Origin of the sequence: Microbacterium saccharophilum, assembly GCF_007992455.1 — a bacterium.
Lineage (GTDB): Bacteria > Actinomycetota > Actinomycetes > Actinomycetales > Microbacteriaceae > Microbacterium > Microbacterium saccharophilum.
Window position 1 is genome coordinate 80543 of sequence record NZ_BKAH01000002.1, and the last position, 25027, is coordinate 105569.

Annotated in this window: 26 protein-coding genes; 12 read left to right on the top strand and 14 right to left on the bottom strand. The window is 70.7% G+C overall.

The features are described 5' to 3' along the window. Nucleotides 1-300: 300 nt before the first annotated feature. Nucleotides 301-483, top strand: a complete 183-nt coding sequence (locus MSA03_RS02445; protein ID WP_147049522.1) for a hypothetical protein — start codon at nt 301-303, stop codon at nt 481-483. A gap of 36 nt (nt 484-519) precedes the next feature. Here the strand turns inward: MSA03_RS02445 and MSA03_RS02450 are convergent, their stop codons facing one another. The 7 genes from MSA03_RS02450 to MSA03_RS02480 all read right to left on the bottom strand — a co-directional run bounded on the left by MSA03_RS02450 (nt 520) and on the right by MSA03_RS02480 (nt 8532). Then, nucleotides 520-840, bottom strand: a complete 321-nt coding sequence (locus MSA03_RS02450; protein ID WP_244946288.1) for a carboxymuconolactone decarboxylase family protein — start codon at nt 838-840, stop codon at nt 520-522. A 72-nt stretch (nt 841-912) separates the two neighbouring features. After that, entirely contained in the window at nt 913-2166 is a 1254-nt protein-coding gene (locus tag MSA03_RS02455) for a metal-dependent hydrolase family protein (protein ID WP_147049523.1), read from the bottom strand. Further along, nucleotides 2163-3416: a metal-dependent hydrolase family protein gene (locus MSA03_RS02460; RefSeq protein ID WP_147049524.1), complete on the bottom strand. Its 1254-nt coding sequence runs from the start codon at nt 3414-3416 to the stop codon at nt 2163-2165. Before MSA03_RS02460 ends, MSA03_RS02455 begins: the two co-directional genes overlap by 4 nt. Further along, nucleotides 3413-5032: a dipeptide ABC transporter ATP-binding protein gene (locus MSA03_RS02465; RefSeq protein ID WP_147049525.1), complete on the bottom strand. Its 1620-nt coding sequence runs from the start codon at nt 5030-5032 to the stop codon at nt 3413-3415. The genes MSA03_RS02460 and MSA03_RS02465 overlap by 4 nt, the downstream gene beginning before the upstream one ends. Then, the gene (locus tag MSA03_RS02470) at nt 5029-5934 is read right to left on the bottom strand and encodes an ABC transporter permease (RefSeq protein ID WP_147049526.1); all 906 of its coding nucleotides are present in this window, start codon (nt 5932-5934) and stop codon (nt 5029-5031) included. Before MSA03_RS02470 ends, MSA03_RS02465 begins: the two co-directional genes overlap by 4 nt. 1 nt (nt 5935) lies before the next feature. Next, nucleotides 5936-6916 (bottom strand): ABC transporter permease, encoded by a 981-nt coding sequence (locus MSA03_RS02475; RefSeq protein ID WP_147049527.1) that lies wholly within the window; start codon nt 6914-6916, stop codon nt 5936-5938. Nucleotides 6917-6987: 71 nt separating this feature from the next. Then, nucleotides 6988-8532 carry an ABC transporter substrate-binding protein gene (locus tag MSA03_RS02480; protein ID WP_170245439.1) on the bottom strand — a complete coding sequence of 515 codons (1545 nt, stop codon included), beginning with the start codon at nt 8530-8532 and terminating at the stop codon, nt 6988-6990. 442 nt (nt 8533-8974) lie between these two features. Here MSA03_RS02480 and MSA03_RS02485 point away from each other — a divergent pair, with 442 nt between their 5' ends. Together MSA03_RS02485 and MSA03_RS02490 are read left to right on the top strand one after the other, a co-directional pair. After that, nucleotides 8975-9730 carry a helix-turn-helix transcriptional regulator gene (locus MSA03_RS02485; protein ID WP_147049529.1) on the top strand — a complete coding sequence of 252 codons (756 nt, stop codon included), beginning with the start codon at nt 8975-8977 and terminating at the stop codon, nt 9728-9730. Nucleotides 9731-9756: 26 nt separating this feature from the next. Then, a complete protein-coding gene (locus MSA03_RS02490; protein WP_244946289.1) occupies nt 9757-10944 on the top strand; it encodes a MalY/PatB family protein in 1188 nt (395 codons plus the stop codon). A 48-nt stretch (nt 10945-10992) separates the two neighbouring features. On the opposite strand, the gene MSA03_RS02495 is transcribed toward MSA03_RS02490, so the two are convergent. Together MSA03_RS02495 and MSA03_RS02500 are read right to left on the bottom strand one after the other, a co-directional pair. Then, entirely contained in the window at nt 10993-11412 is a 420-nt protein-coding gene (locus tag MSA03_RS02495; protein WP_244946290.1) for an alpha/beta fold hydrolase, read from the bottom strand. A gap of 152 nt (nt 11413-11564) precedes the next feature. Further along, a complete protein-coding gene (locus MSA03_RS02500) occupies nt 11565-11972 on the bottom strand; it encodes an NUDIX hydrolase (RefSeq protein WP_244946291.1) in 408 nt (135 codons plus the stop codon). 49 nt (nt 11973-12021) lie between these two features. On the opposite strand from MSA03_RS02500, the gene MSA03_RS02505 reads away from it, so the two are divergent. The 4 genes from MSA03_RS02505 to MSA03_RS02520 all read left to right on the top strand — a co-directional run bounded on the left by MSA03_RS02505 (nt 12022) and on the right by MSA03_RS02520 (nt 15107). Beyond that, entirely contained in the window at nt 12022-13500 is a 1479-nt protein-coding gene (locus MSA03_RS02505; protein ID WP_147049531.1) for an SDR family oxidoreductase, read from the top strand. Continuing rightward, on the top strand, nt 13494-13715 hold the full coding sequence (locus MSA03_RS02510; protein WP_147049532.1) for a putative acetyltransferase: 222 nt from the start codon (nt 13494-13496) through the stop codon (nt 13713-13715). The genes MSA03_RS02505 and MSA03_RS02510 overlap by 7 nt, the downstream gene beginning before the upstream one ends. A gap of 204 nt (nt 13716-13919) precedes the next feature. After that, nucleotides 13920-14720, top strand: coding sequence for a DUF1206 domain-containing protein (locus MSA03_RS02515; protein ID WP_147049533.1), 801 nt, complete (start codon nt 13920-13922; stop codon nt 14718-14720). 105 nt (nt 14721-14825) lie between these two features. Continuing rightward, nucleotides 14826-15107 (top strand): GlsB/YeaQ/YmgE family stress response membrane protein, encoded by a 282-nt coding sequence (locus MSA03_RS02520; RefSeq protein ID WP_028496597.1) that lies wholly within the window; start codon nt 14826-14828, stop codon nt 15105-15107. Between the two features lie 75 nt (nt 15108-15182). Here MSA03_RS02520 and MSA03_RS02525 read toward each other — a convergent pair whose 3' ends face one another. Genes MSA03_RS02525 through MSA03_RS02535 form a run of 3 tightly spaced genes read right to left on the bottom strand, consistent with a single transcriptional unit; the run spans nt 15183 to nt 18016 of the window. Beyond that, the gene (locus tag MSA03_RS02525) at nt 15183-16832 is read right to left on the bottom strand and encodes an MDR family MFS transporter (protein ID WP_147049534.1); all 1650 of its coding nucleotides are present in this window, start codon (nt 16830-16832) and stop codon (nt 15183-15185) included. Beyond that, a complete protein-coding gene (locus tag MSA03_RS02530) occupies nt 16829-17473 on the bottom strand; it encodes a TetR/AcrR family transcriptional regulator (protein ID WP_147049535.1) in 645 nt (214 codons plus the stop codon). Before MSA03_RS02530 ends, MSA03_RS02525 begins: the two co-directional genes overlap by 4 nt. 42 nt (nt 17474-17515) lie before the next feature. Continuing rightward, nucleotides 17516-18016, bottom strand: coding sequence for an SRPBCC family protein (locus MSA03_RS02535; RefSeq protein ID WP_371863054.1), 501 nt, complete (start codon nt 18014-18016; stop codon nt 17516-17518). A 142-nt stretch (nt 18017-18158) separates the two neighbouring features. On the opposite strand from MSA03_RS02535, the gene MSA03_RS02540 reads away from it, so the two are divergent. Next, nucleotides 18159-19064 (top strand): glycoside hydrolase family 43 protein, encoded by a 906-nt coding sequence (locus MSA03_RS02540; RefSeq protein ID WP_244946292.1) that lies wholly within the window; start codon nt 18159-18161, stop codon nt 19062-19064. Here MSA03_RS02540 and MSA03_RS02545 read toward each other — a convergent pair. Continuing rightward, nucleotides 19054-19476, bottom strand: a complete 423-nt coding sequence (locus MSA03_RS02545; protein WP_244946293.1) for a GIY-YIG nuclease family protein — start codon at nt 19474-19476, stop codon at nt 19054-19056. The genes MSA03_RS02540 and MSA03_RS02545 overlap by 11 nt on opposite strands. A 47-nt stretch (nt 19477-19523) precedes the next feature. Between MSA03_RS02545 and MSA03_RS02550 the strand changes: the two genes are divergently transcribed. The 3 genes from MSA03_RS02550 to MSA03_RS02560 all read left to right on the top strand — a co-directional run bounded on the left by MSA03_RS02550 (nt 19524) and on the right by MSA03_RS02560 (nt 22446). After that, entirely contained in the window at nt 19524-20522 is a 999-nt protein-coding gene (locus MSA03_RS02550) for a tocopherol cyclase family protein (protein ID WP_147049538.1), read from the top strand. 70 nt (nt 20523-20592) lie between these two features. Then, complete coding sequence (locus MSA03_RS02555) at nt 20593-21234, top strand: hypothetical protein (RefSeq protein ID WP_147049539.1); 642 nt, start codon at nt 20593-20595, stop codon at nt 21232-21234. A 522-nt stretch (nt 21235-21756) separates the two neighbouring features. Next, the gene (locus MSA03_RS02560; protein ID WP_147049540.1) at nt 21757-22446 is read left to right on the top strand and encodes an SDR family oxidoreductase; all 690 of its coding nucleotides are present in this window, start codon (nt 21757-21759) and stop codon (nt 22444-22446) included. Here MSA03_RS02560 and MSA03_RS02565 read toward each other — a convergent pair. Beyond that, complete coding sequence (locus MSA03_RS02565; RefSeq protein WP_147049541.1) at nt 22412-23608, bottom strand: ROK family protein; 1197 nt, start codon at nt 23606-23608, stop codon at nt 22412-22414. The two genes, MSA03_RS02560 and MSA03_RS02565, sit on opposite strands and share 35 nt — an antisense overlap. 136 nt (nt 23609-23744) lie before the next feature. On the opposite strand from MSA03_RS02565, the gene MSA03_RS02570 reads away from it, so the two are divergent. Then, nucleotides 23745-25022, top strand: a complete 1278-nt coding sequence (locus MSA03_RS02570) for an extracellular solute-binding protein (protein ID WP_244946294.1) — start codon at nt 23745-23747, stop codon at nt 25020-25022. Nucleotides 25023-25027: the final 5 nt, after the last annotated feature.

The window sequence follows — 25027 nt, forward strand, 5'->3', positions numbered from 1 at the left end:
CACAACGAAAGGAACGATCATGATCACACGTCAACTGCGGGGCATGGCGGCGCTGGCAATCGCCGCTGCGCTGTCCCTCGTCGCACTCGCGGGAGCCGCGCCGCCCGCCGTCGCCTCACCGGCGTCGATGTCCCAGGCGGCGAAGGCGCCTTCGTCCGCGGCGGCCAAACCGACGGTGGTGCTCGTGCACGCGATCGCGCGGTCCAGTACTTCACCTACCCGGACTGGCCGTTCGACCGGCTCCGAGACGACTTCCCCGGCGGCTACGAGGCGGGCGCCGACATCGAACCGGACACCTGGATGCGCCTCCGCGTCGACATCGACGACGATCAGATCCTGGCGAGCGTCGACGGCGCCCCGATCCTCTCGATCACCCGCCCGCTCGAACCGCCGCAGCGGGGGACGGTCGGGCTGCTCGTCGACATCGGCACCGAAGCGTTCTTCTCCGACCTCACCGTCACGGCGGTCGACGGCACGGCCTGAGACCGCGTCCGTCGCCGCCGTCGTGGGACGCGATACCTACGCGACTGAGGTGCGCTGAACGGCGCCCAGGGCTTTGATGCCGTGGACGATCCCGCCACCGGCGCGCAAGGCGGCGGTGATGTAGGTCGTCTCGGCCAGTTCCTCATCTGTCGCGCCGTGCTCGACGGCGGCGCGCGCGTGGCCCTTCAGGCAGGCGTCGCACTGTGTCGTCAGGGCGACGGCGAGCGCGATCAGCTCGCGGTACTTCCGGGGGATCTCACCCGCCCCGTTGAAGACGGCATCGTCGAACGCGACGAAGGCGCGTCCCATCTCGCCGGCCAGGTCGCCGAGGGGTGCGGGGTGGTTGTGCTCGGTCATCGTGCTCTCCATTTCGTGGGTCGGCGACTCCGGAGCCCGTCGGGGCACCGGCGTCGTCCGGAGGGGGATCCGTCAGTGCTCGTGGAGCACAGCCCCGGGTCCAGCCGGAGCCGGTACCGCGAGCGCTTCGAGGTCGGGGTAGGGATCGGGGGCGAACTCCTCGCCCCCGGCGACGACGAGGGTCGGGCGCCGTAGGCAGGTCAGATCGGCGAGCGGATCGCCGGCCACGCCGATCAGGTCGGCCGCGAGGCCTGGGCGGAGCGCTCCGATCTGATCTGCGAGCCCCATCGACTCGGCCGCGACGACCGTCGCGGCCATGAGCACGTCCTCCGCCGGCAGTCCGAGCGCGGCGTGCACCTCGAGGGTCGCCGCGTAGGCGTGATGCGGGGCGCGGTCGATCCCGGCGTCGGTCCCCGTGACGATGCGCACGCCGCGCGAGCGGAGTTCGCGCACCACCATGGCGAAGTGTTCGACGAAACCGCCGGTCCCCGCACGGAGCATCTGCCACGCGAGCACGTTCATCGTGAACGAGACGAACACGCCACGGGCGGCGATCTCGTCGGCGAGCTCGGCATCGAAGCCGAGTGAGCCGTCGGACGCGACGAACGTGCAGTGCTCGAGAGCGTCGATGCCGGCACGCACAGCATGGCGGATGCCCTCGATCCCGTGGGCATGCGCGACCGCCTTCTTCCCGAGGCGGTGCGCATCCGTGATCGCGAGGGCGAGCTCGTCCTGAGAGTACTGCGCGAACCACGGCGCGCTGCCCTTCGTCATGAACCCGCCCGTCGACATGATCTTGATCGAGTCGACACCCTGTTCGTGGTGGCGTCGTACCGCGGTCCGCAGCTCGTACCCGCCGTCCGCCTCACCGCCCATGAACCAGCAGTGCCCGCCGGTCGGGGTGAGCGGCGCACCGGACGCGATGAGACGGGGGCCCCGCGCATCCCCCCGCACGATCGCGTCGCGCACGACGACGTCGAGATAGTTGCGCGCGCCGAGGTCGCGAGCGGTGGTGACCCCGGCGCTGAGGAGCTGGCGGGCGCTGCGGAGCATGAGGACGAGCTGTTCCGCGTCGCTCTCGGACATCATCCGCTCGACGGGGTTCGGCCCGCCGTCGAAGCCCAGGTGCACGTGCGTGTCGATGAGACCGGGCATGATCGTCCCCTCCACGCGGGTACGGGGCAGATGGGCGTGCACGGCCGGGAGCTCGTCGGTCGGGCCGACCCAGGCGATCAGGCCCTCGTCGTCGGTGACGACGCTCGCGTCGGCGATGGTCCCGGCCGCGGCGTGGGTGCGCACCCGATCGGCGGAATAGATCCTGCTCACGAGAGCACCTTCTCTGCGGTTCGGGCGGACAACGCGTCGGCGTAGGACGGATCGGGGAGCGCGACGTCGACGGGGTCCGGTGCGAACTCCGCACCCCTGGCGAGGACGAGGCGGAGGTCGCGCACGGCGGAGATGTCGGCCAGGGGGTCGCCCTGCACCACGAGCAGATCGGCCGACGCTCCGGTCGTCAGCTCACCGGTGACCCCGGTCAACCCGAGTGCAGCGGCGGCGCGGGACGTCGCACCGACGAGGACCTCCTCGATCGGCACGCCGAGGATGACGGAGGTCTCGAGGCCACCGGCGTAGTTGCGGTGCGGCACGCCGTCGATGCCTGCGTCATTGCCTGCGATGAGCAGCACGCCCCGCTCGTGCAGGAGGCGCACCGGCGGCTGGGAAGCGGGGTTGTCGCGCATCATCGACGGCAGGTTCCAGGTCGCGGTGGCGCAGACATGGATCCCGCGCGCCACGATCTCGTCGATGAGCCCGATGTCCGGCGCCACGACCGCGCCATCGGCCACGAAAGTGCAGTGCTCGAGCGTGTCGACGCCCGCGGCGACGGCCCGCTCGATGCCCTGGACGCCATGGGCGTGCGCGGCGACCCGCTTGCCCAGGCGGTGCGCCTCCTCCACGACAGTCGACAGCTCCTCGACGGAGAACTGAGCGAACCAAGGGGCGCTGCCGGCCGTCATGAAGCCGCCGGTCGCGTTCACCTTGATGAGGTCGACGCCCGCCTTGTGCTGCGTGCGGACGAGTTTGCGCAGCGCGTCCGGGGAATCCGCACGGGCGTGGTTCTGCCACGTGTGGCCGCCGGTGGTCGTGATCTGCGCGCCGGCGACGAGGATGCGGGGGCCTCGTACGAGGCCCTCGTCGACCGCGTCGCGCACCTCGACGCTCAGGTTGTCGCGGGCGCCGAGGTCGCGCACCGTGGTCACACCGACGCTCAGGAGCTCCCGCGCGGAGGCGATCATGACGGCGACGAGGTTCGGAGCCGAGCGCGCGAAGGAGCGCTGCTTCGTGCCGGGCCGACCGTCGTAGGAGAGATGCGCGTGCGACTCGATGAGGCCCGGCATGATCGTGGCGCCGGGGAAGTGCCGCGCGGGTGCTTCGGCGAACTCGGCAGGGAGGTCCGCCTGCGCGCCCACCCACGCGACGGTGTCGCCGCGGACGACGACCGCGCCGTCGGAGATCGCGGATCCCGTCGTCCCCCTCCAGACCGCGTCCGCTGTGAAGACCTTCGTGGTGTCGGTCATGCGACCAGCTCCTTTCCCGGAATGGCAGCGAGAAGCTCTCGCGTGTAGGCGTCGGCGGGTGCCGTGAAGACCTGCTCGACGTCGCCCACCTCGCGCAGGACGCCGAATTGCATGACGGCGACACGATGCGACAGCTGGCGCACGACCGCGAGGTCGTGGGAGATGAACAGGATCGTGACGCCCAGGTCGTGCTGCAGTTCTGTCAGCAGCTCGAGCACTTGCGCCTGGACGGACACATCGAGCGCGCTCGTCGGCTCGTCGCAGACGAGCAGCTCGGGCGACAGTGCCAGCGCACGCGCGATCGCGACGCGCTGGCGCATGCCCCCGGAGAGCTCCTCCGCCCGCCTGCCGGCGGTGTGCGCCGGCAGGGCCACGCGGTCGAGCAGTTCGAGGGCTCGTGCCCGCTGCTCGCGGCGGCCGCCGACGCGGAACGCGCGCAGCGGCTCCTCGATGATCGACGCGACCGTGTAACGCGGATCGAGCGAGGCGTACGGGTTCTGGTAGACGACCTGCATACGGCGGCGGAGGGCCCGGAGCTCGCCGGCCTTGAGTCCGGACATCGCCTGTCCGTCGATCCGGACCTCGCCCGAGGTCTGCTTCTCGAGCTGCAGCACGATCCGCGCGAGCGTGGACTTGCCCGAGCCGGACTCGCCGACGAGGCCCAGTGTTTCGCCGCGACGGATGTCGAGGCTGACGTCGTCGACGGCGGTGAGGGTTCCTCCGCCGGGGAGCGCGAACTGCTTGGTGACGTTCTCGAGACGCACCACGCGGTCATCGGCGTCGGCATCGTCGCGCCGAGGAGGGGCGAGCCGTACCGACGGCGTCGACAGACTCGGGGCGGCCGCCAGCAGCTTGTTCGTGTACGGATGCTGGGGGTTGGCCATGATCTCGTCCGAGGGCCCGTGCTCGACGATCTCGCCCTGGCACATGACGATCACGCGCCGAGCGCGCTCGGCGGCGACCGCGAGGTCGTGCGTGATGAGAAGCATCGCGGTGCTGTGGACGGCGATCATGTCGTCGATGTGGTTGAGGATCTGCCGCTGCACCGTGACGTCGAGCGCGCTGGTCGGCTCATCGGCGATCACGAACCGGGGCGTGCACGCGAGCGCCATCCCGATCAGCACGCGCTGCCGCATGCCGCCGGACAGCTGGTGAGGGTACTGCTCGGCGCGCTGCTCGGGATCGGTCAGTCCCGCGTCGCGCAGGATGCGCACGGCTTCGCGTGCGGCATCCGACTTCGACAGCCCCTGATGGATGCGCAGCGGCTCGGCCACCTGGGGGCCGATCCGCATGACCGGGTTCAGGGAGACCGTCGGGTCCTGCGGAACGAGCCCGATCGCGTCGCCCCGCAGTCCGCGCCAGGCGCGGTCGCCGAACCGCGTGACATCCATCCCGTCGAAGGTGATCGACCCGCCGGTGATCGCACCGTTGTGGGCGAGCATGCCGATGAGGGACTGCGCGACGGTCGTCTTGCCCGAGCCGGACTCGCCGACGATCGCGACGACATCGCCCTGTGCGATGTCGAACGAGACGCCGTGCACCGCCTCGCGGGTGATGCCGCGCGAGGTGTACGCGATCCGCAGATCGCGAACGCGGAGGAGGGGGGAGGAGCTCACTTGCGTCCTTCTTTCTCGAGGGCGCGGGCGACGCGGTTGGCCGCGAGTACCAGCAGGGTGATGACGAGGCCGGGGAAGGTCACAAGCCACCAGGCGGTGGCGATGAAGTCGCGACCCTCCGAGACGAGACGCCCCCACTCGGGTGTCGGAGCAGGCGCGCCGTAGCCGAGGAAGCTCAGCGCCGAAACGGCCAGGACGGCTGTGCCGAATTCGAGCGCGGCGACGGCGACGACAGACCCTGCCGAGTTGGGGAGCACGTGGCGGAAGAGGATGGTCCACCACCGGCATCCGGCAGCCCGCGCGGCTTCGACGTACAGCGACGTCCGAACCCGGAGCACATCGGCCCGCATCAGGCGGGCGAAGTTCGCGACGCTCGCGAGACCGACGGCGATCGCGACGTTGACGAGTCCGTACCCGAGGATCGTGATGAGCGCCATCGAAAGCAGGAGCGACGGGATCGCGAGTACGACGTCGACGATGCGCATGAGCACGTCGTCGACCCATCGGCCGAAGAACCCGGCGGCGAGGCCGAGCAGCGAGCCGACGACGAGGGCCACGCCGACCGCGATGAGGATGGCTTGGATCGAGTACTTCGCGCCATGGATGACACGCGAGTAGACGTCGCGCCCGAGCGCGTCGGTGCCGAACGGGTGATCGGCCGACGGAGGGAGAAGACGCTGCGTGAGCTCTCCCGTGAGCGGATTCGCCGATGAGAAGAGTTGCGGCGCCGTCACCCACGCGACCACCGTCAGCAGGAAGAGAACCGCGATGAGGAGGCCCGGCTGTCGTCCGGCCCACGCGAGGGCACGTCGGAACAGGGTCGGGTCCGTGCCCTCGCGGGGCGCGGGCACGCTGACGGGGGCGGATGTCGCCGCCGGCGCGGCGGTGAGGGTGCTGGTCATGTCAGGCCGCCTTTGCGAGCTGCGTGCGGACGGGTCGGAGGTTCTGCCGGATACGCGGATCCAGCAGCGGGTAGAGGAGATCGACGATCAGGGTCGCGACGACGAACACGATCGCGGAGAAGACGACGACCCCCATCACGACCGGGATGTCCTGGGCGTTGACCGCGTCCACGGTCGTGCGCCCGAACCCCTGACGGCCGAACACCGTCTCGATCACGACGGCCCCGCTGAGGAGGGCGCCGAAGATCATGCCGACGATCGTGAGGACGGGCAGGAGCGCATTGCGCACTGCGTGCCGGAGCATCGCGCGCAGCCGGGTCGCGCCCTTCGCGCGTGCCGTGTCCAGGTACGCCTCGGCCATGACCGTGCGCAGGCTCTTGCCGAACACCTGCGCGATCATCGCGGAGACCGGGATCGCGAGGGCGACCGCGGGCAGGATCGTCGACACGAAGCCGTCGTTGCCGAACGCGGGGAAGATTCGGAGGCTGAAGGAGAAGACCTGAATCAGCAGGAGCGCCGACCAGAACGTCGGAATGCTGGCGCCCACGGACGGCAGGGAGAAGAGCAGCTGCCGCAGGGGGCCGAAGCGGGTGTACGTCGCGACGAACCCGAGGACCATGCCGACGACCACGGCGATGGCGAGTCCGAGGACGGCGATCGCGATCGTCGGCGGGAGGGCCTCGGCGAGCATCGCGGTGACCGGCTGACCGGTCTGGTACGACACCCCCCAGTTGCCGGTGGCCATCGCGAGCATCCGCGTCACGTACTGGACGAGGACGGGCTGGTCGAGCCCCATCTCGGCGCGCAGCTCCTCGAGCTGCTGCCGGCTCGCCTCGCTGCCGGTCTCGCCCTGCAGACCACCGCTGGCGATGATCTCGGCGGGGTCCGAGGGCATCAGGTACAGGATGACGAAGGCGAGCGTGAAGGCCGCCCAGACCACGACGGCGGCTTGGCCGACGCGTGACACGAGGTATCTGATCACCGGTGGTTCCTTTCGGGTCGTGGAGGGGCGGGCGGGGTGCGACCGACGGATGCCGGTCGCACCCCGGACGCTCAGGGGGTGATCCAGGTGTCGTACATGTTCAGACGGGTCGACGCCTCGAACTGGAAGGCGTTGACCCCGTCACGTACGGCGTAGGCGGCGGCGAGCGCGTGCAGCGGCACCACGTACGCATTTTCGAGGACGCTCTCCTGGATGTCACCGGCGAGCTCGGCACGTGCGGTGGGGTCCGACTCGCCCGCCTGTGCCTCGAGGAGCGTCTGCAAGTCGGCGTCGGAGAGTCCGTACCAGTTGGCGCCGGCATTGGTCAGCGTCGAACGGAGTACATCGATGTCCGCGCGGGTCAGGTTGCCCACGGTGGCGTCGAACGCCCCCTCGCCCAGCGCCGTGATGAAGTCGGCGGTGGTGATCTGCGAGATGTTCAGCCGGATGCCGAGCTCGGCGTACTCCTGCTGCAGAAGCTCGACGACGGGGCCGTCGAAGAAGTACGGGAAGTCCAGCTCGAGCGCCGCGCCGTCCTTCTCGCGGATGCCGTCGGCACCCTCGATCCAGCCGGCGTCCTCAAGGATCTCCACCGCACCCTCGGGGTCGTAGGCGAAGTAATCGGTGAAGTCGGCCGATCCCGGGGTCGTGCTCGTCAGGACGCCGGGCGTGGCCGCGCCGGTGGGCCCGAGGACGGTGAGCACATCGTCACGGTCGACGCCGATCATCATGGCCTTGCGCACGGCAGGGTCGGCGCCCGGCCCTTCGGCCTGGTTGAACATGACCGAGACGGCGAAACCGGGGTTGGCCCGCGTCACGAGGCTGAAGCCCCCCGTGGAGACGGATGCCTCGTCCTGCTGCTGCACGTTGTCCATCGCGTCGATCTGGCCAGAGAGCAGTGCGCCGGTGCGGACGCTGTTCTCGGGAAGCACCTGGAAGGTGATCTTGTCGAGGTAGGCCTCGCCGTCGTGGGCGGCCGAAGGCGGTGCCCAGTCGTAACCGTCGCGCTTGACGAGGACCGTGGCGTCGTTCGCGACGTAGCTGTCGAGGACGAAGGGGCCGCTGCCGATGACGCCTGCGGCGCACCGCTCGTCCGCGGTCATCGCGGCGGTCTCGCTGGACACCATGCCCAACGCGATGTTGGCCGTCGCCTGGAGGAACTGGGCGTTCGGCTGGGCGAAGGCGATCTCGACCGTCTTCTCGTCGACGACGGTGGCTGCTTCGAGGCCGGCGAGGTACGGACCGGCGACCGGTGCCTGTGCGCCGAGCGCGACGATGCCGTCGATGTTGTCCTTGACGACCTGCGCGTCGAACGCCGAGCCGTCGCTGAACGTGACGCCGTCCCGCAGCGTGAAGGTGAACACCGAGCTGTCGTCGTTCACCTCCCAGGACTCGGCGAGCCAAGGCTCGACCTCTCCCGTGTCCGGGTTCTGTTCGGTGAGCGAGTCGGTGAGCTGGCGCGAGACGCTCAGTGACGCGTTCGTCCCGATCTGCTGGTTGTCCACGCAGGTCGGGTCGAGGTAGGTGCCGATGACGAGCTCGCCGCCGGCCGTCGGCGCGGCGGTGGCATCGGTCGCTACCGACGCGCCACCGGCGCAGCCGGCGAGAACGGCCACGGTGGCCAGGGTGGCTCCGGCGACGGCGAGTGGTCGCCGGGGGCGAGAGTCTCGGAATGGGGTGTGGGACGGGTTCATGACGTGCTCCTCCGGATGCGGGTGGGGCCCGGAACGGGTGAGCACGATCAGTCGGTCCGATCATGCTCAGCCGACTGCGCCTCAACAGTGCGTTCAAATTACGTCAGGTGAAATCAACTGGAAGAACAGATCCGCATTCTTTTACACGTCGGTTACAAGACCGCAACAAGGCGTGGATCCTGAGCGCTGCCAATCCCGGTCAGTTTCAGCGTCCGCAGAAAGATCTATTGATCAGGCATAAAGACCGGATTGATCGCGCGCAGTACCGTTCATTGGTTCTTCAACCCACGAAAAGATGTGGCAGAACAGCGCAACAATGTGTTGAGATACATCCACACCTCGTCACACACCCCAGGAGACAACCGTGGCTGACTCCACCCCCGCGCTCGGCGGCGACATCGCCGACTTCCGCGCGCCGCGCCGCACGCTCGACGGCGAACGGCTGATCACCGTGTTCTCGCGCCTCGTCGAGCCGATCGGACGCGCGCTGCCGACATCGAGCGAAGTCGTGCTCCATGACCTGAGCCTGCTGCCGAACTCGATCGTCGCGGTGTTCGGCGATGTCACGGGACGTCGCGTCGGCGATCCGTCTACGGACCTTCTCCTGGAGCAGGCCGTCGCCGGGTTCGCCGAGCACGACCTCGGCTATGAGACGGTCCTCTCGGACGGCCGTCGGATGCGGTCCTCGACCATGATCATCCGCGACGTCGCAGGCCATCCCGTCGCCGCGCTGTGCATCAACACCGACATCTCGGCGTGGATGGCGATCAAGCAGGTCGCCGACGCGATGGTGTCGGTGGCCGGCATGAAGGAGGGGGACCGGCCGGTCGCGCTCCCGTCGACCTCGACAGCGGAGTCGAAGGAGATGTTCGTCCGCGACGTCGACGAGCTGGCGTCGTACCTCATCCATCAGACGATCACGGCTGTCGGCATTCCCGTCTCGCAGATGAAGAAGGAGCACAAGCTCCAGGTCGTCGCCAAGCTCAAGGCGCGTGGGCTCTTCCTTCTGCGGGAGGCGGTGGAGATGATCGCCGAATCGCTCGACGTCAGCCGGTTCACCATCTACAACTACCTGAACGAGCTCGCGAGCTCCGAGGACGGCGACGGAGCCGAGCAGTGACCCGCCACCCCAGAGAGGAAGACAGCGTGCCCAGAATCGACTTCGACGCCATCACCGAGACGGAACTCCGCGACGCGGGCAGCGTCAAATGGACGATGTTCCCCGGCACGATCGGAGCCTTCGTCGCCGAGATGGACTTCGGCTTGGCGCCCGCCATCAGCGGCGCGATCAAGTCCGCCGTCGATCGAGGCGTCACCGGCTACCTTCCGCCGCAGGTCGCCGCCGAGATGTCGCTGGCGACGGCGACGTGGTACAGCGAGGCCTACGGCTGGGACGTCCCCGCCGACCGTGTGCACCACATGCCCGATGTGATCGCCGCGTTCGAGCTGTCGATCGAGCGGTTCACCGAGCCGGGCTCGGCCGTCATCGTGCCGACGCCCGCCTACATGCCGTTCCTCATGGTGCCGCCCATGCTCGGACGACGGGTGATCGAGGTGCCGAGCATCGAGGTGGACGGTCGAATGACGATGGACCTCGAGGGCATCGCGCGAGGCTTCGACGACGGCGCCGGTCTCGTCGTGCTGTGCAACCCGCACAACCCGCTGGGAACCGTGTTCACCAGGGACGAGCTGGCCGCCTTGGCGGACGTGGTGGCGGCGAAGGGTGGACGCGTCTTCTCGGACGAGATCCACGCACCGCTCGTCTATGCGCCCGCTTCCCATGTGCCGTACGCGTCGGTGTCCGAGGCTGCGGCCTCGCACACCCTCACGGCGGCCTCCGCGTCCAAGGCTTGGAACCTCGCCGGCCTCAAGTGTGCGCAGGTGATCCTCTCGAACGATGCGGATGCCGCGGCGTGGGAGTCGTTCGGCTTCTGGGCCGGCCACGGTACCGCAACCCTCGGCGTGCTCGCCAACACGGCCGCGTACTCCGCCGGCGGGCAATGGCTGGACACCGTCGTCGACTACCTCGATGGAAACCGGCGCCTCCTGGCGGAACTCGTCGCCACCCACCTCCCGCGCGCGCGGATGAGGATGCCGGAGGGCACCTACATCGCCCTCATCGACTTCCGCGCGTACGGCATCGAGGGCGATCTCGCCGTCTGGTTCCGTGAGCACGCCGGTGTGGCCATGACCGACGGCGCGGCCTGCGGGGAGGCGGCGATCGGACACACGCGGTTCGTGTTCGCCCTTCCGCGTCCCCTGATGGCCGCGGCCATCGAGCGGATGGGCGCCGCCCTCGCAGCGCGAGAGCACGCCGCGCAAGCCGCGGCCTGACCGCAGGTCGGTTCGGGCGCTTCGCCCGAACCGACTCCGGCGGAGCGCTCAAGCGGTGTGCGGGACCCCCACCGCGCTGGCCTGTGCCGCCGCGGTGATCACGTCCGCGACGGTCTGCGGCTGGGTGACGTAGAGCGCGTGGCTCGCGGGCACCGTGGTGATCCGTGCGCCCGCCCGCGTCGCCATGTGCTGCAGCATCGCCTGGTCGAACGACTTGTCGTCCTGCGCGATGACGGCCCAGCTCGGCTTGTCGCGCCACGCGGCGTTCTGGACGACGGTCCCGAAGACCGACATGTTGATCGGCACCTGCGTGTCGCGGAGGAAGGCGGCATCCGCGTCACTGACATCGGCGGCGAAACCGGCCTGGAACTTGTCGTGGTTGAGGAACCCGTACCCGTCGTCGCCGACGTCGATGACGAAGTCCGGGGTGGGGGCGAAGCGATTGGTGTGGTCGCGGCGGGGTGTCACAGCTCTTGCGGGTGTGCCCGGCGATACCCACCGGTGCTGTGACATGCCACGCGCGAGTGTCACAGTGGATGCCGGTCGCCCCGGCGACGACCGCAGGTGCTGTGACACGCCGCCCCGCCAGCACGGCGGAGGGGGGCGGTGACGGCCGCCGCTCAGCGGGGGAGGAAGTACTCCCGGGCGAGCGGAGCGATCTCGAAGCGGTCCGCCTCGCCCGGGCCCACCCACGCGAGCTCGGCGATCTCCGCTCCGACCGCGGGCTGCTGGTCGCCGATGTCGGCGGCGAAGACGTCGGCGACGACGACGAACCCGGGTTCGTTCGCGGCGGCCGCGGTGAAGGACCCCAACCCGCGCAGCGCGTCCGCCGCGACGTGGATGCCGAGTTCCTCGGCGAGCTCGCGGCTCAGTGTCTCGCTGGCCGTCTCGCCGGGCTCCGGTTTTCCGCCGGGCTGCATGAACGCCGTGGTCCCGGCCTTGCGGACGAGCAGGAGACGACCCTCGTCGTCGCGGATCACCGCCGCCGAGACGTGGATGCGGCGGGTGCCGGCGGTCGGTGAGCTCACCGTGGCACGGTAACAGGTTCCGCCCATCCGGCCCGACGTAGAATCGCGTGTGCCTCCCGAGACCTCTTCCCTCACCGACCTGCCCAGCGGCATCGACCCGGACGAGCTCGCCGTCACGCTCAAGGTGCTCCGCGAGATCGCCGATGTGGACCAGTCGCACCCCGACTTCATCACCGTCCGTCGCGCCACCGCGCACATGTTCAAGGCCGCGAAGCGCGTGCGGCGCCGGGAGATCCGCGACGCGATCGCGCAGGCCGATCGCGAGGTCGTCGCCGCGACGGCGACGGGTGCCGCCGACCGCATCGACGATGAGACCCGCGGCATCCCGATCAGCACCGCCACCACCGCGCCGACCGCCGGCACACTCCGCAAGGCGCGCGGCTGCTACATCTGCAAGCAGCCCTACACGCTCGTCGACGCGTTCTACCATCAGCTCTGCCCCTCCTGCGCGGCGATGAGCCACGCGAAGCGCGAAGCGCGTACCGACCTGACCGGCCGGCGCGCGCTGCTGACCGGCGGACGCGCGAAGATCGGCATGTACATCGCGCTGCGCCTGCTCCGTGACGGCGCCCACACGACCATCACGACCCGCTTCCCGCGCGACGCGGTGCGCCGCTTCAGCAGCCTCCCCGACGCGACGGAGTGGATCGATCGACTGAAGATCGTCGGGATCGACCTGCGCGATCCCGCCCAGGTGATCGGCCTGGCCGACGACGTCGCGGCGGCCGGCACCCTCGACATCCTCATCAACAACGCGACGCAGACCGTGCGACGCTCGCCCGGCGCGTACCAGCCGCTCGTGGACGCGGAGCTCGCTCCGCTGCCGCACGGCCCGCTGCCCGAGCTCGTCACGTTCGGGCACACCAACGACCAGCATCCGCAGGCCCTCGAGCGGTCGGTGACCGCCCACCCGATCCTCGCGGCGGCGGCCTCGCGCGCCGACGAGCTCACCGAACAGGCGATGGCCGCCGGCTCCAGCTCGCTGGAGCGCCTCGCCGCGGGCACGGCGATCGATGCGGGGGGTCTCATCCCCGACCTGCACGACGTCAACTCCTGGACGCAGCGCGTCGGCGACGTCGACCCGCTCGAGATGCTCGAGGTGCAGCTGGCCAACACGACCGCGCCGTTCCTGCTCGTCTCGAAGCTGCGGCCCTCGCTGGCCGCGAGCCCGGCCCGCCGCACGTACGTCGTCAACGTCAGCGCGATGGAGGGCGTGTTCGGCCGCGGGTACAAGGGACCCGGCCACCCGCACACGAACATGGCCAAGGCCGCCGTCAACATGCTGACGCGCACGAGCGCACGCGAGATGTTCGAGACCGACGGCATCCTCATGACGAGCGTCGACACAGGCTGGATCACCGACGAACGCCCGCACCCCACCAAGGTGCGCCTCGCGGAGGAGGGCTTCCACGCCCCGCTCGACCTCGTCGACGGGGCCGCGCGCGTCTACGACCCCATCGTGCGCGGCGAGGCCGGCGAGGACCTGTTCGGCGTGTTCCTCAAGGACTACGCGCCCGGCGCATGGTGAACCTCCCCGCGCCGGGACGCCGCGTCGTCGTGCGCTACCTGCTGCCGACCGGGCAGGCGACCGACGCGCTGGGCGAACTCCTCAGCGCGGATGCCGAGACGGTCGTCGTCGACGGCACGCGCGGGGTCGAGCGGATCCGCGTGACCGACATCGTCGCGGCCAAGGAGGTCCCGCCCGCCCCGGCGCCCCGCATCCGCCGCCCGTTCGCCGACTGACGCGCTGCGGCGCGCCGGGCTTCGTCGCAAAGGTGTCACCTCCGGTCGCCTCGACGCGCGCGAAGCGGCGCGAAGCGCCCCCATTCCGCTGCGCCCCGCCGGGCTTCGGCGGAAAGGTGTCACCCCTGGTCGCCTCGACGCGCGCGAGGCGGCGCGACGCGACCCCATCCCGGCGGCGACCCCGGCGTGGATTACGCTTCGCGGATGAGCACACCTCAGGACGCCGCCCGCGCGGCGCAGGATTCGTCGGTGTTCCGCCGCCTCGCCCGGGTGGGATACGTCGTGCTCGGCATCCTGCACATCGTGATCGGCGGCATCGCGATCTCGATCGCGACCGGCGGCGGGGGCGAGGCCGACCAGGGCGGCGCGATGGGGCAGATCCGCAGCACGCCCGCCGGCGTCGTGATCCTCTGGATCATCGCCGTCGGCCTGCTGGCCCTCGCCGCGTGGCAGATCGCCGAGGCTCTGCTCGAGCGTGACCCGGACGCGAAGAAGGCCTGGGCGCACCGCGCCAAGTTCCTCGGCACGGCGGCCGCCTACGTCGCCATCGCGGTGACGGCGGTCGGCGTCGCGGTGGGCTCCCGGTCGGGGTTCGCGGACTCGGCGGAGACCTTCAGCGGCCGCCTGATCTCGACGCCGGGCGGCGTGTTCCTGCTGGTCATCGTCGGTCTCGGGGTGGCCGCCATCGGCGCGGCGTTCATCATCCGCGGCATCACGCGGGCGTTCGAGAAGCACCTCGACCTCCCCTCCGGCACGGCGCGGCGCGGGATCGTCGCCCTCGGCATCGCCGGCTACGTCGCGAAGGGGCTGGCGATCGGCGCGACGGGCATCCTGCTGATCGTCGCCGCCGTGGCGCAGGATCCGGAGACGGCGGGGGGATTGGATGCCGGGCTGCGCGCGCTCGCCGCCCTGCCGTTCGGAGCTGTCGTGCTGTGGATCGTCGGGGCGGGGCTCATGCTGTACGGGCTCTTCTGCATCGCGCGGGCGCGCTACAGCCGCATGTGACGGGCGCCATACGCACGAATCCGGCTCAAAATCAAGGGCCTACCGGTGCCCGCGCAGATGGAGGAAAGTCGTCCGCGCCAACACCATCAAGAAAGGTGCAGACACATGCTCGGACTCATCATCAGCATCATCATCATCGGACTGATCGCCGGCGCCCTTGCGCGGCTGCTCGTCCCCGGCAAGCAGAACATGGGCATCGGCATGACCATGCTGCTCGGAATCATCGGCTCCTTCGTCGGCGGCTTCCTCGGCAAGCTGCTGTTCGGCGCCGACGCGGGCGACGGCTTCCTGCAGCCGGCCGGCATCATCGGCTCCATCATCGGTGCGGTCATCGTGCTGCTGCTCTGGATCGCGTTCTCGAAGCGTCGTTCCGGCAACCGCGTCTGAGGCGCAGACGACAGAGCCCTCGCGGACCGTTCACCCGGTCCGCGAGGGCTCTTCCCCTGTCCGCCGAGCGGACGGTCAGGATGCGGAGGGTGCGCCGGAGCGTTCCGCCGCCGCCGCGCGCTGTTCCGCCTCGAGGCGCTCCGCCTCCTCACCGCCGATGGCCTCTCCCCGCGCGACGAGCCCCGCGACGTCCGACAACGGGATCTGCTTGAGGAAGATCGCGAGCACGAGGGCGACGGCGATGAACGGGATGAGGTACCAGAAGACCGGCGCGAGGGCGTCCGCGTACGCCGTCACGACGCGTTCGCGCACCGCGTCCGGCAGCGCGCTCAGTCCGGCCGGATCGATGGTGGAGGCGGCCTGGTCCGCCTGGGCGGCCGACGCGCCGGCATCCGCGAACACCGATGTGAGGTTGTCCGTCAGGCGAGTCGTGAAGATCGTGCCGAAGACGGCGGTGCCGAGCGCGGCGCCGACCTCGCGGAAGTAGTTGTTCGTGCTGGTCGCCGTGCCGATCTCGCTCGCCGGCACCGCGTTCTGCACGACGAGCACCACGACCTGCATGATGAGGCCCAGCCCGGCGCCGAAGACGAACAGGTAGACGCAGATCAGCCAGATGGGGGTCGCCGCGGTCAGCGTCGTCATCGCGAGCATCGCGATCCCGGTGATGATCGTGCCGAGGATCGGGAACAGCCGGTAGCGGCCGGTCCTGGTGATGAGCAGACCCGATGTGATCGACGTGCCCAGGAGGCCGACCATCATCGGCAGCATGAGCAGACCGGATGCCGCCGCCGAGGTCCCCGAGGACATCTGCAGGAACGTGGGGATGAACCCGATCGCGGCGAACATGCCGATGCCGAGCGCGAGTCCGATCGCGGTCGCGTTGACGAACACCGGGTTGCGGAACATCGACAGCGGCATGATGGGGTCGGCGGCGCGCGACTCGGTGAAGACGAACGCGGCCGCCGCCGCGAGGAGGCCCAGGCCCCACGCCCACGTGGCCATCGAGTCCCAGCCGAAGTCGGCCGAGCCGCCGAAGTCGGTGAAGAAGATGAGGCAGGTCGTGGCGGCCGAGAGGAACAGGACGCCGAGCCAGTCGATCGGCTTGTCCGCCCGCTTGTTCGGCAGGCGCAGCGCGAACGCCGCGATGAGGAACGCCGCGACGCCGACGGGGATGTTGATGTAGAACGCCCACTGCCACGACAGGTGGTCGACGAAGAAGCCGCCGAGGAGCGGGCCGCCGATCGCGGCGAGCCCGAAGATGCCGCCGAGCGGGCCGAGGTACTTGCCGCGCTCGGATGCCGGGACGATGTCGGCGATGATCGCCTGCGACAGGATCATGAGGCCGCCGCCGCCGAGACCCTGGAGGGCCCGGAAGACCACGAACATCCAGAAGTCGGTCGCGAACGCGCAGCCGACCGAGGCGAGGGTGAAGATCGCGATGGCGAGCATGAAGAGCCGCCGGCGCCCGAGGACGTCGCCGAACTTGCCGTAGATCGGCATGACGATCGTCGTCGCGAGGATGTAGGCGGTCGTGATCCAGACCTGGTGCGAGACCCCGCCGAGCTCGCCGACGATCGTCGGCATAGCGGTGGAGACGATCGTCTGGTCGAGGCTCGCGAGGAGCATGCCCGCAATGAGCGCCGAGAAGATGATCCAGATGCGCCGCTTCGTCAGCAGGAGGGGAGCCGCGCCGCGCGGGGCGGTGCGGACGGTGGTCGTCGTCATGGGCGGGGTCCTGTCGAGGGGGAGGGGAGGGTGAGGAGATCCCGCGCGGCCCGGATGCGGCGCGCGAGGATGTCGGAGAACGATTCGGAGTCCGCCGAGGTCAGGAACTCCTGCGTCGCGCCGCGCGCGATGGCGCCGATCAGCTGGGCCGCGACCTGCGCGCGAACATCGCCCGCCGGGAGGTCCTCCCGCTGCGCGACGAGGCCCGCGTCCAGGGCTTCGCCCTCGAGTTCGAGCTGCACCATGCGTCCGACGAGGCGGGGTTCCCTCTCGGCCGCCGCGACGAGGTGCGCGACGCTGTCCGGGTCCATGTCGAGATCGCGCCAGCGCGCCTCGGCGAGGACGGCGAGATCGTCCAGAAGGGACGCCGAGAGGCCGGGGCCGTCGACGGGTGGGCGCGTCAGGAATCGCGCGACGGCGTCCTCGTCGTTGCGGACGAGCGGCATGCCGAGGACGGCATCCTCCTTGGAGGCGAAGTAGTTGAAGAAGGTGCGGCGGGACACGCCCGCGTCGGCGCACAGCTCTTCGATCGTGAAGCCGCTCAGTCCGCGATCGGCGGCGTACGCCCGCGCGGTCCGGACGAGCGCGCGCGTGGTGATCGTGCGTTTGCTCTCGCGGGACGGTGTTGCACTCTGGGACATGAGGTGCAGTATTGCACCATGCGCCCTAGGGTGCAAACTCGTTCAGGATGCCGTCGGCGGCGGCGCCTGATCCGACGCGGTTTCGATGTCGGGGTCTTCGCCCGGGGCTGTGCCGCCGACCCCGCTGCGGGCGCGCCCCTCGGCCAGGTAGGCGAGGCGGCGGAGCGTCTCGGTGTTCCGCCCGTGCAGCAGGACATCCCGGATGGGCTTCGGGATGACGCGGGCGGGCCCCGAGACGGCATCCTCGCCGATCCGCACGATGCAGTGCGCGTCGCCGGACGGCCGCACCTCGATCGTGACGCGCGCCTCGCCGATCGGCCACCCCCGCGCCGTCATGACCATGCGACGCGGCGGCTCCCACTCCTCGCTCACCGTGACGTCGTCGATGAGCATCGGCCAGGGGCCCACCGAGTGATGCAGCTTCGCGCCCGCCTGCGGCCAGAGGGCGTCGACGGCCCGCATCCGCGCGGCGCCGACGACCCAGACCGGGTACACCCAGCCGTCGCGCAGCACGTCGAAGACGTCCTCGGGTCGGCAGTTCATCCTGCGCACGTTCTGTGACATCGGCCACTCCCTTCCGGTGCGGCCACGATAGGCCGGACGAGCACTCCCGCGCCCCGGCCTTGACGGACGCGCCACGCCGTGCTTGCCCGCGACACCCGCGGCATCCGGTATGCATGGGAGGGTGACCGCGCTCTCGCTCGCCGACATCCAGATCCGGGATCCCTTCGTGCTGACCGTCCCCGACGAGGGCGCGTACTACCTCTTCGGCAGCACGGATGCCGACATCTGGCACCCGCCGGCGACCGGGTTCGACTGCTACCGGAGCACCGACCTCGAGGCATGGGAGGGCCCGATCCCCGCCTTCCGCCCGCCCGCGGGGTTCTGGAGCGACCGGAACTACTGGGCCCCCGAGGTGCACCTCCACGGCGGCCGGTTCTTCATGTTCGCGACCTTCACGGCCGAGGGGCGGCGCCGCGGCACGCAGATCCTCGTGGCGGACGCCCCGGCCGGGCCGTACGCACCCTGGAGCGACGGGCCCGTGACTCCCCGTGACTGGGAGTGCCTCGACGGAACTCTGCATGTCGACGACGGCGGCCGGCCATGGATCGTCTACTGCCACGAGTGGGTGCAGGTCACCGACGGCGAGGTGGTCGCACAGCGCCTGTCGGACGACCTGCGGGCGGCGATCGGCGAACCACGGCTCCTCTTCCGCGCCTCCGCGGCGCCGTGGGCGCGCCGGGTCGACCATCCCCGGGTGCCGCCGGGGGTCGACGCGTACGTGACCGACGGGCCGTTCCTGCACCGCACGCGCGACGGCGCCCTGCTCATGCTGTGGTCGAGCTTCGGCGACACCGGCTACGCGATGGGCATCGCCCGATCGGAGAGCGGGCGCATCGAGGGGCCGTGGCTGCAGGATGCCGACCCGATCTGGGCCGCGGACGGCGGGCACGGGATGATCGCGCGCACTCTCGACGGCGGGCTCCTGCTCACGCTGCACCAGCCCAACACGACGCCGCTCGAGCGCGCCGTCTTCCGCCGGCTCCGGGAGGCCGGCGGCACCGTCGTGCTCGACGCCGTCACGGACTGAGGGCCGCCGCCACCCAGCGCGCGTACGCGCGCCACGGATCCTCCCCGGCCGCGATCGACGCCGCGTGGTCGAGCAGCGCGTCGTCGGCGCGGAACCATTCGCCGCCGAGCCGCAGCGCCGCGAACTGCCGGTGCCGCTCCTGCTCCACCGCCCGCCCGCCGGGCTCGAAGGCGAGCAGCGCGTCGTGCCACAGCGTGGCCAGGCGCTGCCGGGGCCGCGAGGAGGTCCCGATCTTCACGCGATCGGCGTAGCGGATGTAGTACACGACCTCCACGCGCGGCCGCGGCAGATCAGGGTCCGGGACGTCGCCGGCTCGCCATCCGCAGACGGCGCACCGCCAGCCGTCGGCGGCGCGCACCCCGTCGCCCGCGCCGCAGAGCAGGCACGGGCCGGGCATCGCGCCGATCGTCACGCCCGAAGGGTACGTCGCACCCCCGACGCCCGGGCCTAGGGTGAAGCATGCGATCACCGGCGGCGTACCTGCGCGGCGTGCGACACCCCGAGGCCTATCACGGCGACGGCGTCACGCAGCGGTTCTTCGAGGGCTGGTACATCAAGCTCGTGAGCGCCGACCGTGCGCACCGCTGGGCGGTCATCCCCGGCATCTTCCGGGGCACCGGCTCGGGCGGCGACTCCCGCGACGAGGCGTTCGTGCAGGTGCTGGACGGTGTCACCGGCCGCTCCTGGTACCACCGCTTCGACGTCGCCGACTTCGCGGCCTCCGACCGGCGGTTCGACGTCTCCGTCGGAGGGAACCGGTTCACGGCGGAGGGCGTCACGCTCGACCTGCCGCAGCTCTCCGGGCGGATCGAGGCGGCCACGGCGCTGGATCCCTGGCCGGTCACCATGCGCGAGCCCGGCATCATGGGCTGGTACGGCCTCGTGCCGCTCATGGAGTGCTTCCACGGCCTCATCTCGTTCGGGCACGATCTGGCCGGGACGCTGCAGGTCGAGGGCGCACCGGTGTCGTTCCACGGCGGACGCGGCTACAGCGAGAAGGACTGGGGGCGGGCGTTCCCCGCCGGCTACGTGTGGCTCGCGAGCAACCACATCGACGCGGATGCGGGCGCATCGCTGACCGCGTCGGTCGCGATCATCCCGTGGCTGCGAGGGCGCTTCCGCGGGTCGATCGTGGGTTTCCGGCACGGCGGATCGCTCTACCGCTGGACGACGTACAACCGCTCCCGGACCACGCGGCTCGAGATCGACGATCATCGCATGCGCTGGACGGCCGAGGGGCCGGCCGGTCTGCTGGAACTGGATGCCGAGCGGGTGCGCGGAGGGCTGCTGCACGCACCCCTGCGGACGGCGATGCACCGGCGGGTCGAGGAGACCCTCGACGCGCGGGTCGCGGTGCGGCATACCGGCCCGGACGGGACAGTGCTGCTCGAGGGGACCGCGTCGTGCGCCGGGCTCGAAGTTTTCGGCGACCTCGCGGAGCTGCAGGCGCTGCGCTGACGGCGGTCGCCGCCGGGGCGGCGGACGCCTCGGGCGTGCGTGCGAGGCCGGACACTGCGCGTTCCAGGAGGTGGAGCCAGGTCAGGACCGCGCCGAACGCCATCGCCTCGTACAGGGCCAGGTTGATCACGCCGGAGATCATTCCGGCGATGCCCGCGACGAGGAGCACCGTCGCGACGGCGCCCACGCGGCGCACGTGCGGCGGGAGCTCCGGCAGGAACCGGCGGGTCACGAGCTGCAGGGCGCCGAAGGCGAGGATGACCCCGTTCGCGGCGCGCTCATGCAGGAACTCGTTCAGGGTGAGCGGGATGACGCCGATCAGCAGCAGGCAGATCCCGAGCGTCGCCACCAGGACGGGCGTGACGCGGACGGCGCGGGCGTCGCCGACGGCTCCACGGCCGGCGGCCCGGGTCAGACGCACGTGCGCAGAGACGCCGGTGGAGGCCGTCACCGCGCCGCAGGCGATGACGCCGGCGTTGAACGTGGCGCCCGACGCGTCGGCGAACATCCCGAGGCGGCTGAAGTGCAGGTGCCACCACAGCGGGTCGGATGTCGTCAGGGCGGCCACCCCGGTCATGAGGCAGAGGACGGTGGCGGCGAGGAGGATCCCGGGGGCGCGCAGTCGCCTGCGCGCGCGGGAGGAGGAGGTCAGGTCGCTGTCGGCTGGAACGGCGGTCTGTGTACGGGTTGGCATCGGGTCCCCATCATCTGAAATCCCCCATCCGCTGCCCCATGCAGCGGATGCGTCACCCCAGTGCGATTTCTTGTGTTGTCGCGTCGTCCCAGATCGCCGCGTCGTGCTGCACACATCTTATGAAAATTCGTGGCCGCCGATCTTGTCCCCCATATGGTGGACAAGCTAGAGTGGCGCCCGGGACCAAGAGTGAGCATCCGGGGGGAGCTCCTCAGGACGTCCCATTGGGGGGATCAGGGAAGACAGGCGACGTCCGGACGTCGCCTCCCTGTGTTGCGGCGAAGGGTTCCCCTCAGGAGCACGCGTGGAGAACTCGGCTCTTGAGGGGAACCCGGATCCAGAACGCTCGCCGTGGACCATGCTGGGGGGTAAGGCCGCATCCCGATGCTGGGGACATCGGGAGCGCGAGGCGCTCGCAGATCCATCTCGAACTTAGCGCGGGAACAGGCGCCATTACCAGCTTTTTCCGGTACTCGCGCGACCCCGACCGGGTCGGCGCCCGGTTCCGCGCCGCGTGGGACGCGGTGGCAGGATGGCGGGATGACCCAGATCCACGTCCTCACCGGGGCCGGCTCCGGCATCGGCCTCGCCGTCGCACGGCGCCTCCTCGACCGGGGTGACCGGCTCATCGTCGTCGCCCGCGACCGCCGGCGCGCGAGCGAGGTGGAGGCCGAGCTGCCCGGCAGCCGCGCCGTCGTGGCCGATCTTTCGCGGCCGGAGCAGATCGCGGCGGCCGTGGCCGACCTGCCGGGCCACGTCGATTCCGTCATCCATGCCGCCGGCATCGTCGACCTCGGCGAGGTCGCCGACGCCCCCCTGCTCTCGTGGACCGACCAGCTCACCGTGAACCTCGTCGCGCCGGCCGAACTCACCCGCGTCCTGCTGCCGAGCATCCGCGCGGCGCGTGGCCAGGTGCTCTTCATCAACTCCGGCGCCGGCCTGACGGCGCACCCGGGCTGGGGCGCCTACGCCGCCTCGAAGCACGGGCTGAAAGCGCTCGCCGATGCGCTGCGCGGTGAGGAGGCGCCGCACGGCGTGCGGGTCACGACCGTCTACCCGGGCCGCACGGCCACGCCCATGCAGGCGCGGGTGCATGAGCAGGAGGGGCGCGACTACGACCCCGGCGCGTTCATCGACCCGGAGTCGGTGGCCGACGCGGTGATGACCGCGCTGACCCTCCCTCGCGACGCGGTGATCAGCGACCTGACGGTGCGCCCGGGTCCACGCTGACCCCGGTCGGGTCGCTCAGCAGCTCCGCGAAGGCGGCCTCGGCGGCGCCGATGAGCAGGCGGTGCTCGGCGAGCCCGGCCGCGCGGATGTCGAGGTCCTCGGCGCACGCCGGCATCGACTGCGCCCGCACGGCTTCGACGAGACCGGGCATGTCGAGGTCGGCGAGGATCGCGAGGAAGCCGCCCAGCACGACGATCGACGGATTGAGGACGTTGACGGCGTTCGCGAGGGCCGTCGCCAGGATGCGGCGCTCCCGCTCGATCTCCGCCGTCGCATCGGGGGCCGTGGCGGCCGCGAGAGCCGCTCCGAGCTCACGGTCGTCCGCGCGGCTCAGTCCGATGGCCGCGAGGAGCCGCGCGCGGCGCACTTCGTCCTCGAGCACCCCGCCCTGCGCGCGCCGGTCGGCCAGGGTCGCGATGCCGGGGCGGTTCTGCCCGAATTCCCCGGCGTAGCCGCCGACGCCGCCCACCGGCATCCCCTGGACGATCAGCCCGCCGCCGATGCCGCTCGCGCCGCCGTTGAGGTAGACGACATCGTCGTGCTCCTTCGCCGCTCCGAACAGATGCTCGGCGATCGCGCCGAGCGAGGCGTCGTTTCCGACCGTGACGAGGAGCCCGGTCGCCTCCGCGACGAGATCGCGGACCGGCGCGTCGGTCCAGTGCAGGTGCGGCGCGTTGCGGACGAGTCCGTCCGCCGCGCGCACCAGGCCGGGGACCGCGAGGCCCACCCCGACGATCCGTGCTCCGTCGAGGTCGGTGCGCCGCCAGTGCTCCACCTGCTCGGCGACGAGCCGGGCCGTGTCGGTGGGGGAGAGCAGTTCGTCGCGCGGGATCCGCTCGACGGCGCGGATGCCCTGATCCAGGCCGACCGCGGCGATCTCGAGCGCGTCGACCTCCGGGTTGACGGCGATCGCGACGACCTGCGGGTCAACGGCGACGACCGGCGAGGGCCGCCCCACCCGGTTCGACGGATCCGGCGAGCGCTCGTGCACGCAGCCGACGCGGACGAGCTCGCCGACCAGGTCGGCGATGGTCGAGCGGTTGAGGCCGGTCTCCTCCGTCAGCGCCGCCCGCGACTGCGGCCCGCGCAGATGGACGATCCGGAGCAGATGCGCCAGATTGGCGCGACGAACGGACTCGATGGTCCGTCCGCTCTGGCTCACGTGCCCACTGTAGCGAACTCCCGGTATTTGTTGCTCTTGACCTCAAAACCTCTGACTCCTATATTGAAGGCGTCCAGATCACTTTTCGACGTAGCAGTCGAAAGTTTCGAAAGGTTCGAAGATGAACAGACGCAGCATGACGAGGCTGTCCGCGGGCGTCGCGGCCGGCGGTCTCGCGATCGCCGCCCTCACCGGGTGTACCGGCAGCACCGACACCGGCGACGACGCCGGCGTCACCATCACGTGGTGGCACAACGCCACCTCCGACCCCCTCCAGGGCCTCTGGGCGGACGTCGCCGCCGAGTTCGAAGAGGCCAACCCCGGCGTCACGGTGGAGGTCACCGGCTACCAGAACGAGGAACTCCAGCGCACGCTCATCCCGAACGCGCTGCAGAGCGGCGACGCCCCCGACGTGTTCATGGTCTGGCCGGGCGGCGAAGTGCGCTCGCAGGCCGAGGCCGGACACCTCATGGACCTCACCGAGGTCGCCGCCGCCGAGATCGCGGCCCTCGGCGCCACCGTCAAGCCGTGGGAGGTCGACGGCAAGCAGTACGCACTGCCGTTCACGTTCGGCGTCGAGGGCTTCTGGTACAACACCGACCTCTTCGAGCAGGCCGGCATCTCCGACCTGCCCGAGACGCTGCCCGAGCTCGAGGACGCGAACAGCAAGCTCAAGGAGGCCGGCGTGGCGCCCATCGCCGTCGGCGCCGGCGACCTCTGGCCGGCGGGCCACTGGTGGTACCAGTTCGCGCTCGCCGCGTGCTCGACCGAGACGCTCGAGACCGCCATCCCGGCCCTCGACTTCAGCGACCCGTGCTGGCTCGAGGCCGGTGAGCTCCTCCAGGACTTCGTGGCCACCGAGCCGTTCCAGTCCGGCTTCCTCGCCGCCTCGGGGCAGCAGGGCGCCGACAGCTCCGCGGGCCTCATCGCCAACGGCAACGCCGCGATGGAGCTCATGGGCCACTGGAACTCCGGCACCATCGGCTCCCTCACCGCGGACGGCGAGGTGCCCGGGTTCCTCGGCTGGTTCCCCTTCCCGAGCGTCCCCGGCGCCGCCGGCGACCCCACCATCACGATGGGCGGCGGTGACGGCTGGGGTGTCCACAAGGACGCACCGGAGGAAGCCGTCGACCTGCTGAAGTACATCATGAGCGCCGACGTCCAGAAGCGCTTCGCGGAGACCGGTGCGGGCATCCCGACGCACCCGGAAGCCGCGGACAGCGTCACCGACCCGAACCTCAAGACGATCGCCACCGCCCTCGCCGAGTCGTCCTACGTGCAGCTCTGGCTGGACAGCGCCCTCGGCCCCACATTCGGACAGCCCCTCAACCAGGCTGTCGTGAACCTCATGGGCGGCTCGGGCACCCCCGAGGACATCGTCAAGACGCTGGAGGACACGGCGGCCGCGCTGTAACCGAC

Bases quoted from the DNA above. Each gene is read 5' to 3' on its own strand.
- MSA03_RS02470 (WP_147049526.1), bottom strand. From the start codon at position 5,934: ATGACCAGCACCCTCACCGCCGCGCCGGCGGCGACATCCGCCCCCGTC.
- MSA03_RS02530 (WP_147049535.1), bottom strand. From the start codon at position 17,473: ATGTCCCAGAGTGCAACACCGTCCCGCGAGAGCAAACGCACGATCACC.
- MSA03_RS02550 (WP_147049538.1), top strand. From the start codon at position 19,524: ATGCGATCACCGGCGGCGTACCTGCGCGGCGTGCGACACCCCGAGGCC.
- MSA03_RS02515 (WP_147049533.1), top strand. From the start codon at position 13,920: ATGAGCACACCTCAGGACGCCGCCCGCGCGGCGCAGGATTCGTCGGTG.
- MSA03_RS02520 (WP_028496597.1), top strand. From the start codon at position 14,826: ATGCTCGGACTCATCATCAGCATCATCATCATCGGACTGATCGCCGGC.
- MSA03_RS02570 (WP_244946294.1), top strand. From the start codon at position 23,745: ATGACGAGGCTGTCCGCGGGCGTCGCGGCCGGCGGTCTCGCGATCGCC.
- MSA03_RS02525 (WP_147049534.1), bottom strand. From the start codon at position 16,832: ATGACGACGACCACCGTCCGCACCGCCCCGCGCGGCGCGGCTCCCCTC.
- MSA03_RS02460 (WP_147049524.1), bottom strand. From the start codon at position 3,416: ATGACCGACACCACGAAGGTCTTCACAGCGGACGCGGTCTGGAGGGGG.
- MSA03_RS02450 (WP_244946288.1), bottom strand. From the start codon at position 840: ATGACCGAGCACAACCACCCCGCACCCCTCGGCGACCTGGCCGGCGAG.
- MSA03_RS02510 (WP_147049532.1), top strand. From the start codon at position 13,494: ATGGTGAACCTCCCCGCGCCGGGACGCCGCGTCGTCGTGCGCTACCTG.
- MSA03_RS02535 (WP_371863054.1), bottom strand. From the start codon at position 18,016: ATGAACTGCCGACCCGAGGACGTCTTCGACGTGCTGCGCGACGGCTGG.
- MSA03_RS02560 (WP_147049540.1), top strand. From the start codon at position 21,757: ATGACCCAGATCCACGTCCTCACCGGGGCCGGCTCCGGCATCGGCCTC.
- MSA03_RS02445 (WP_147049522.1), top strand. From the start codon at position 301: ATGCGCCTCCGCGTCGACATCGACGACGATCAGATCCTGGCGAGCGTC.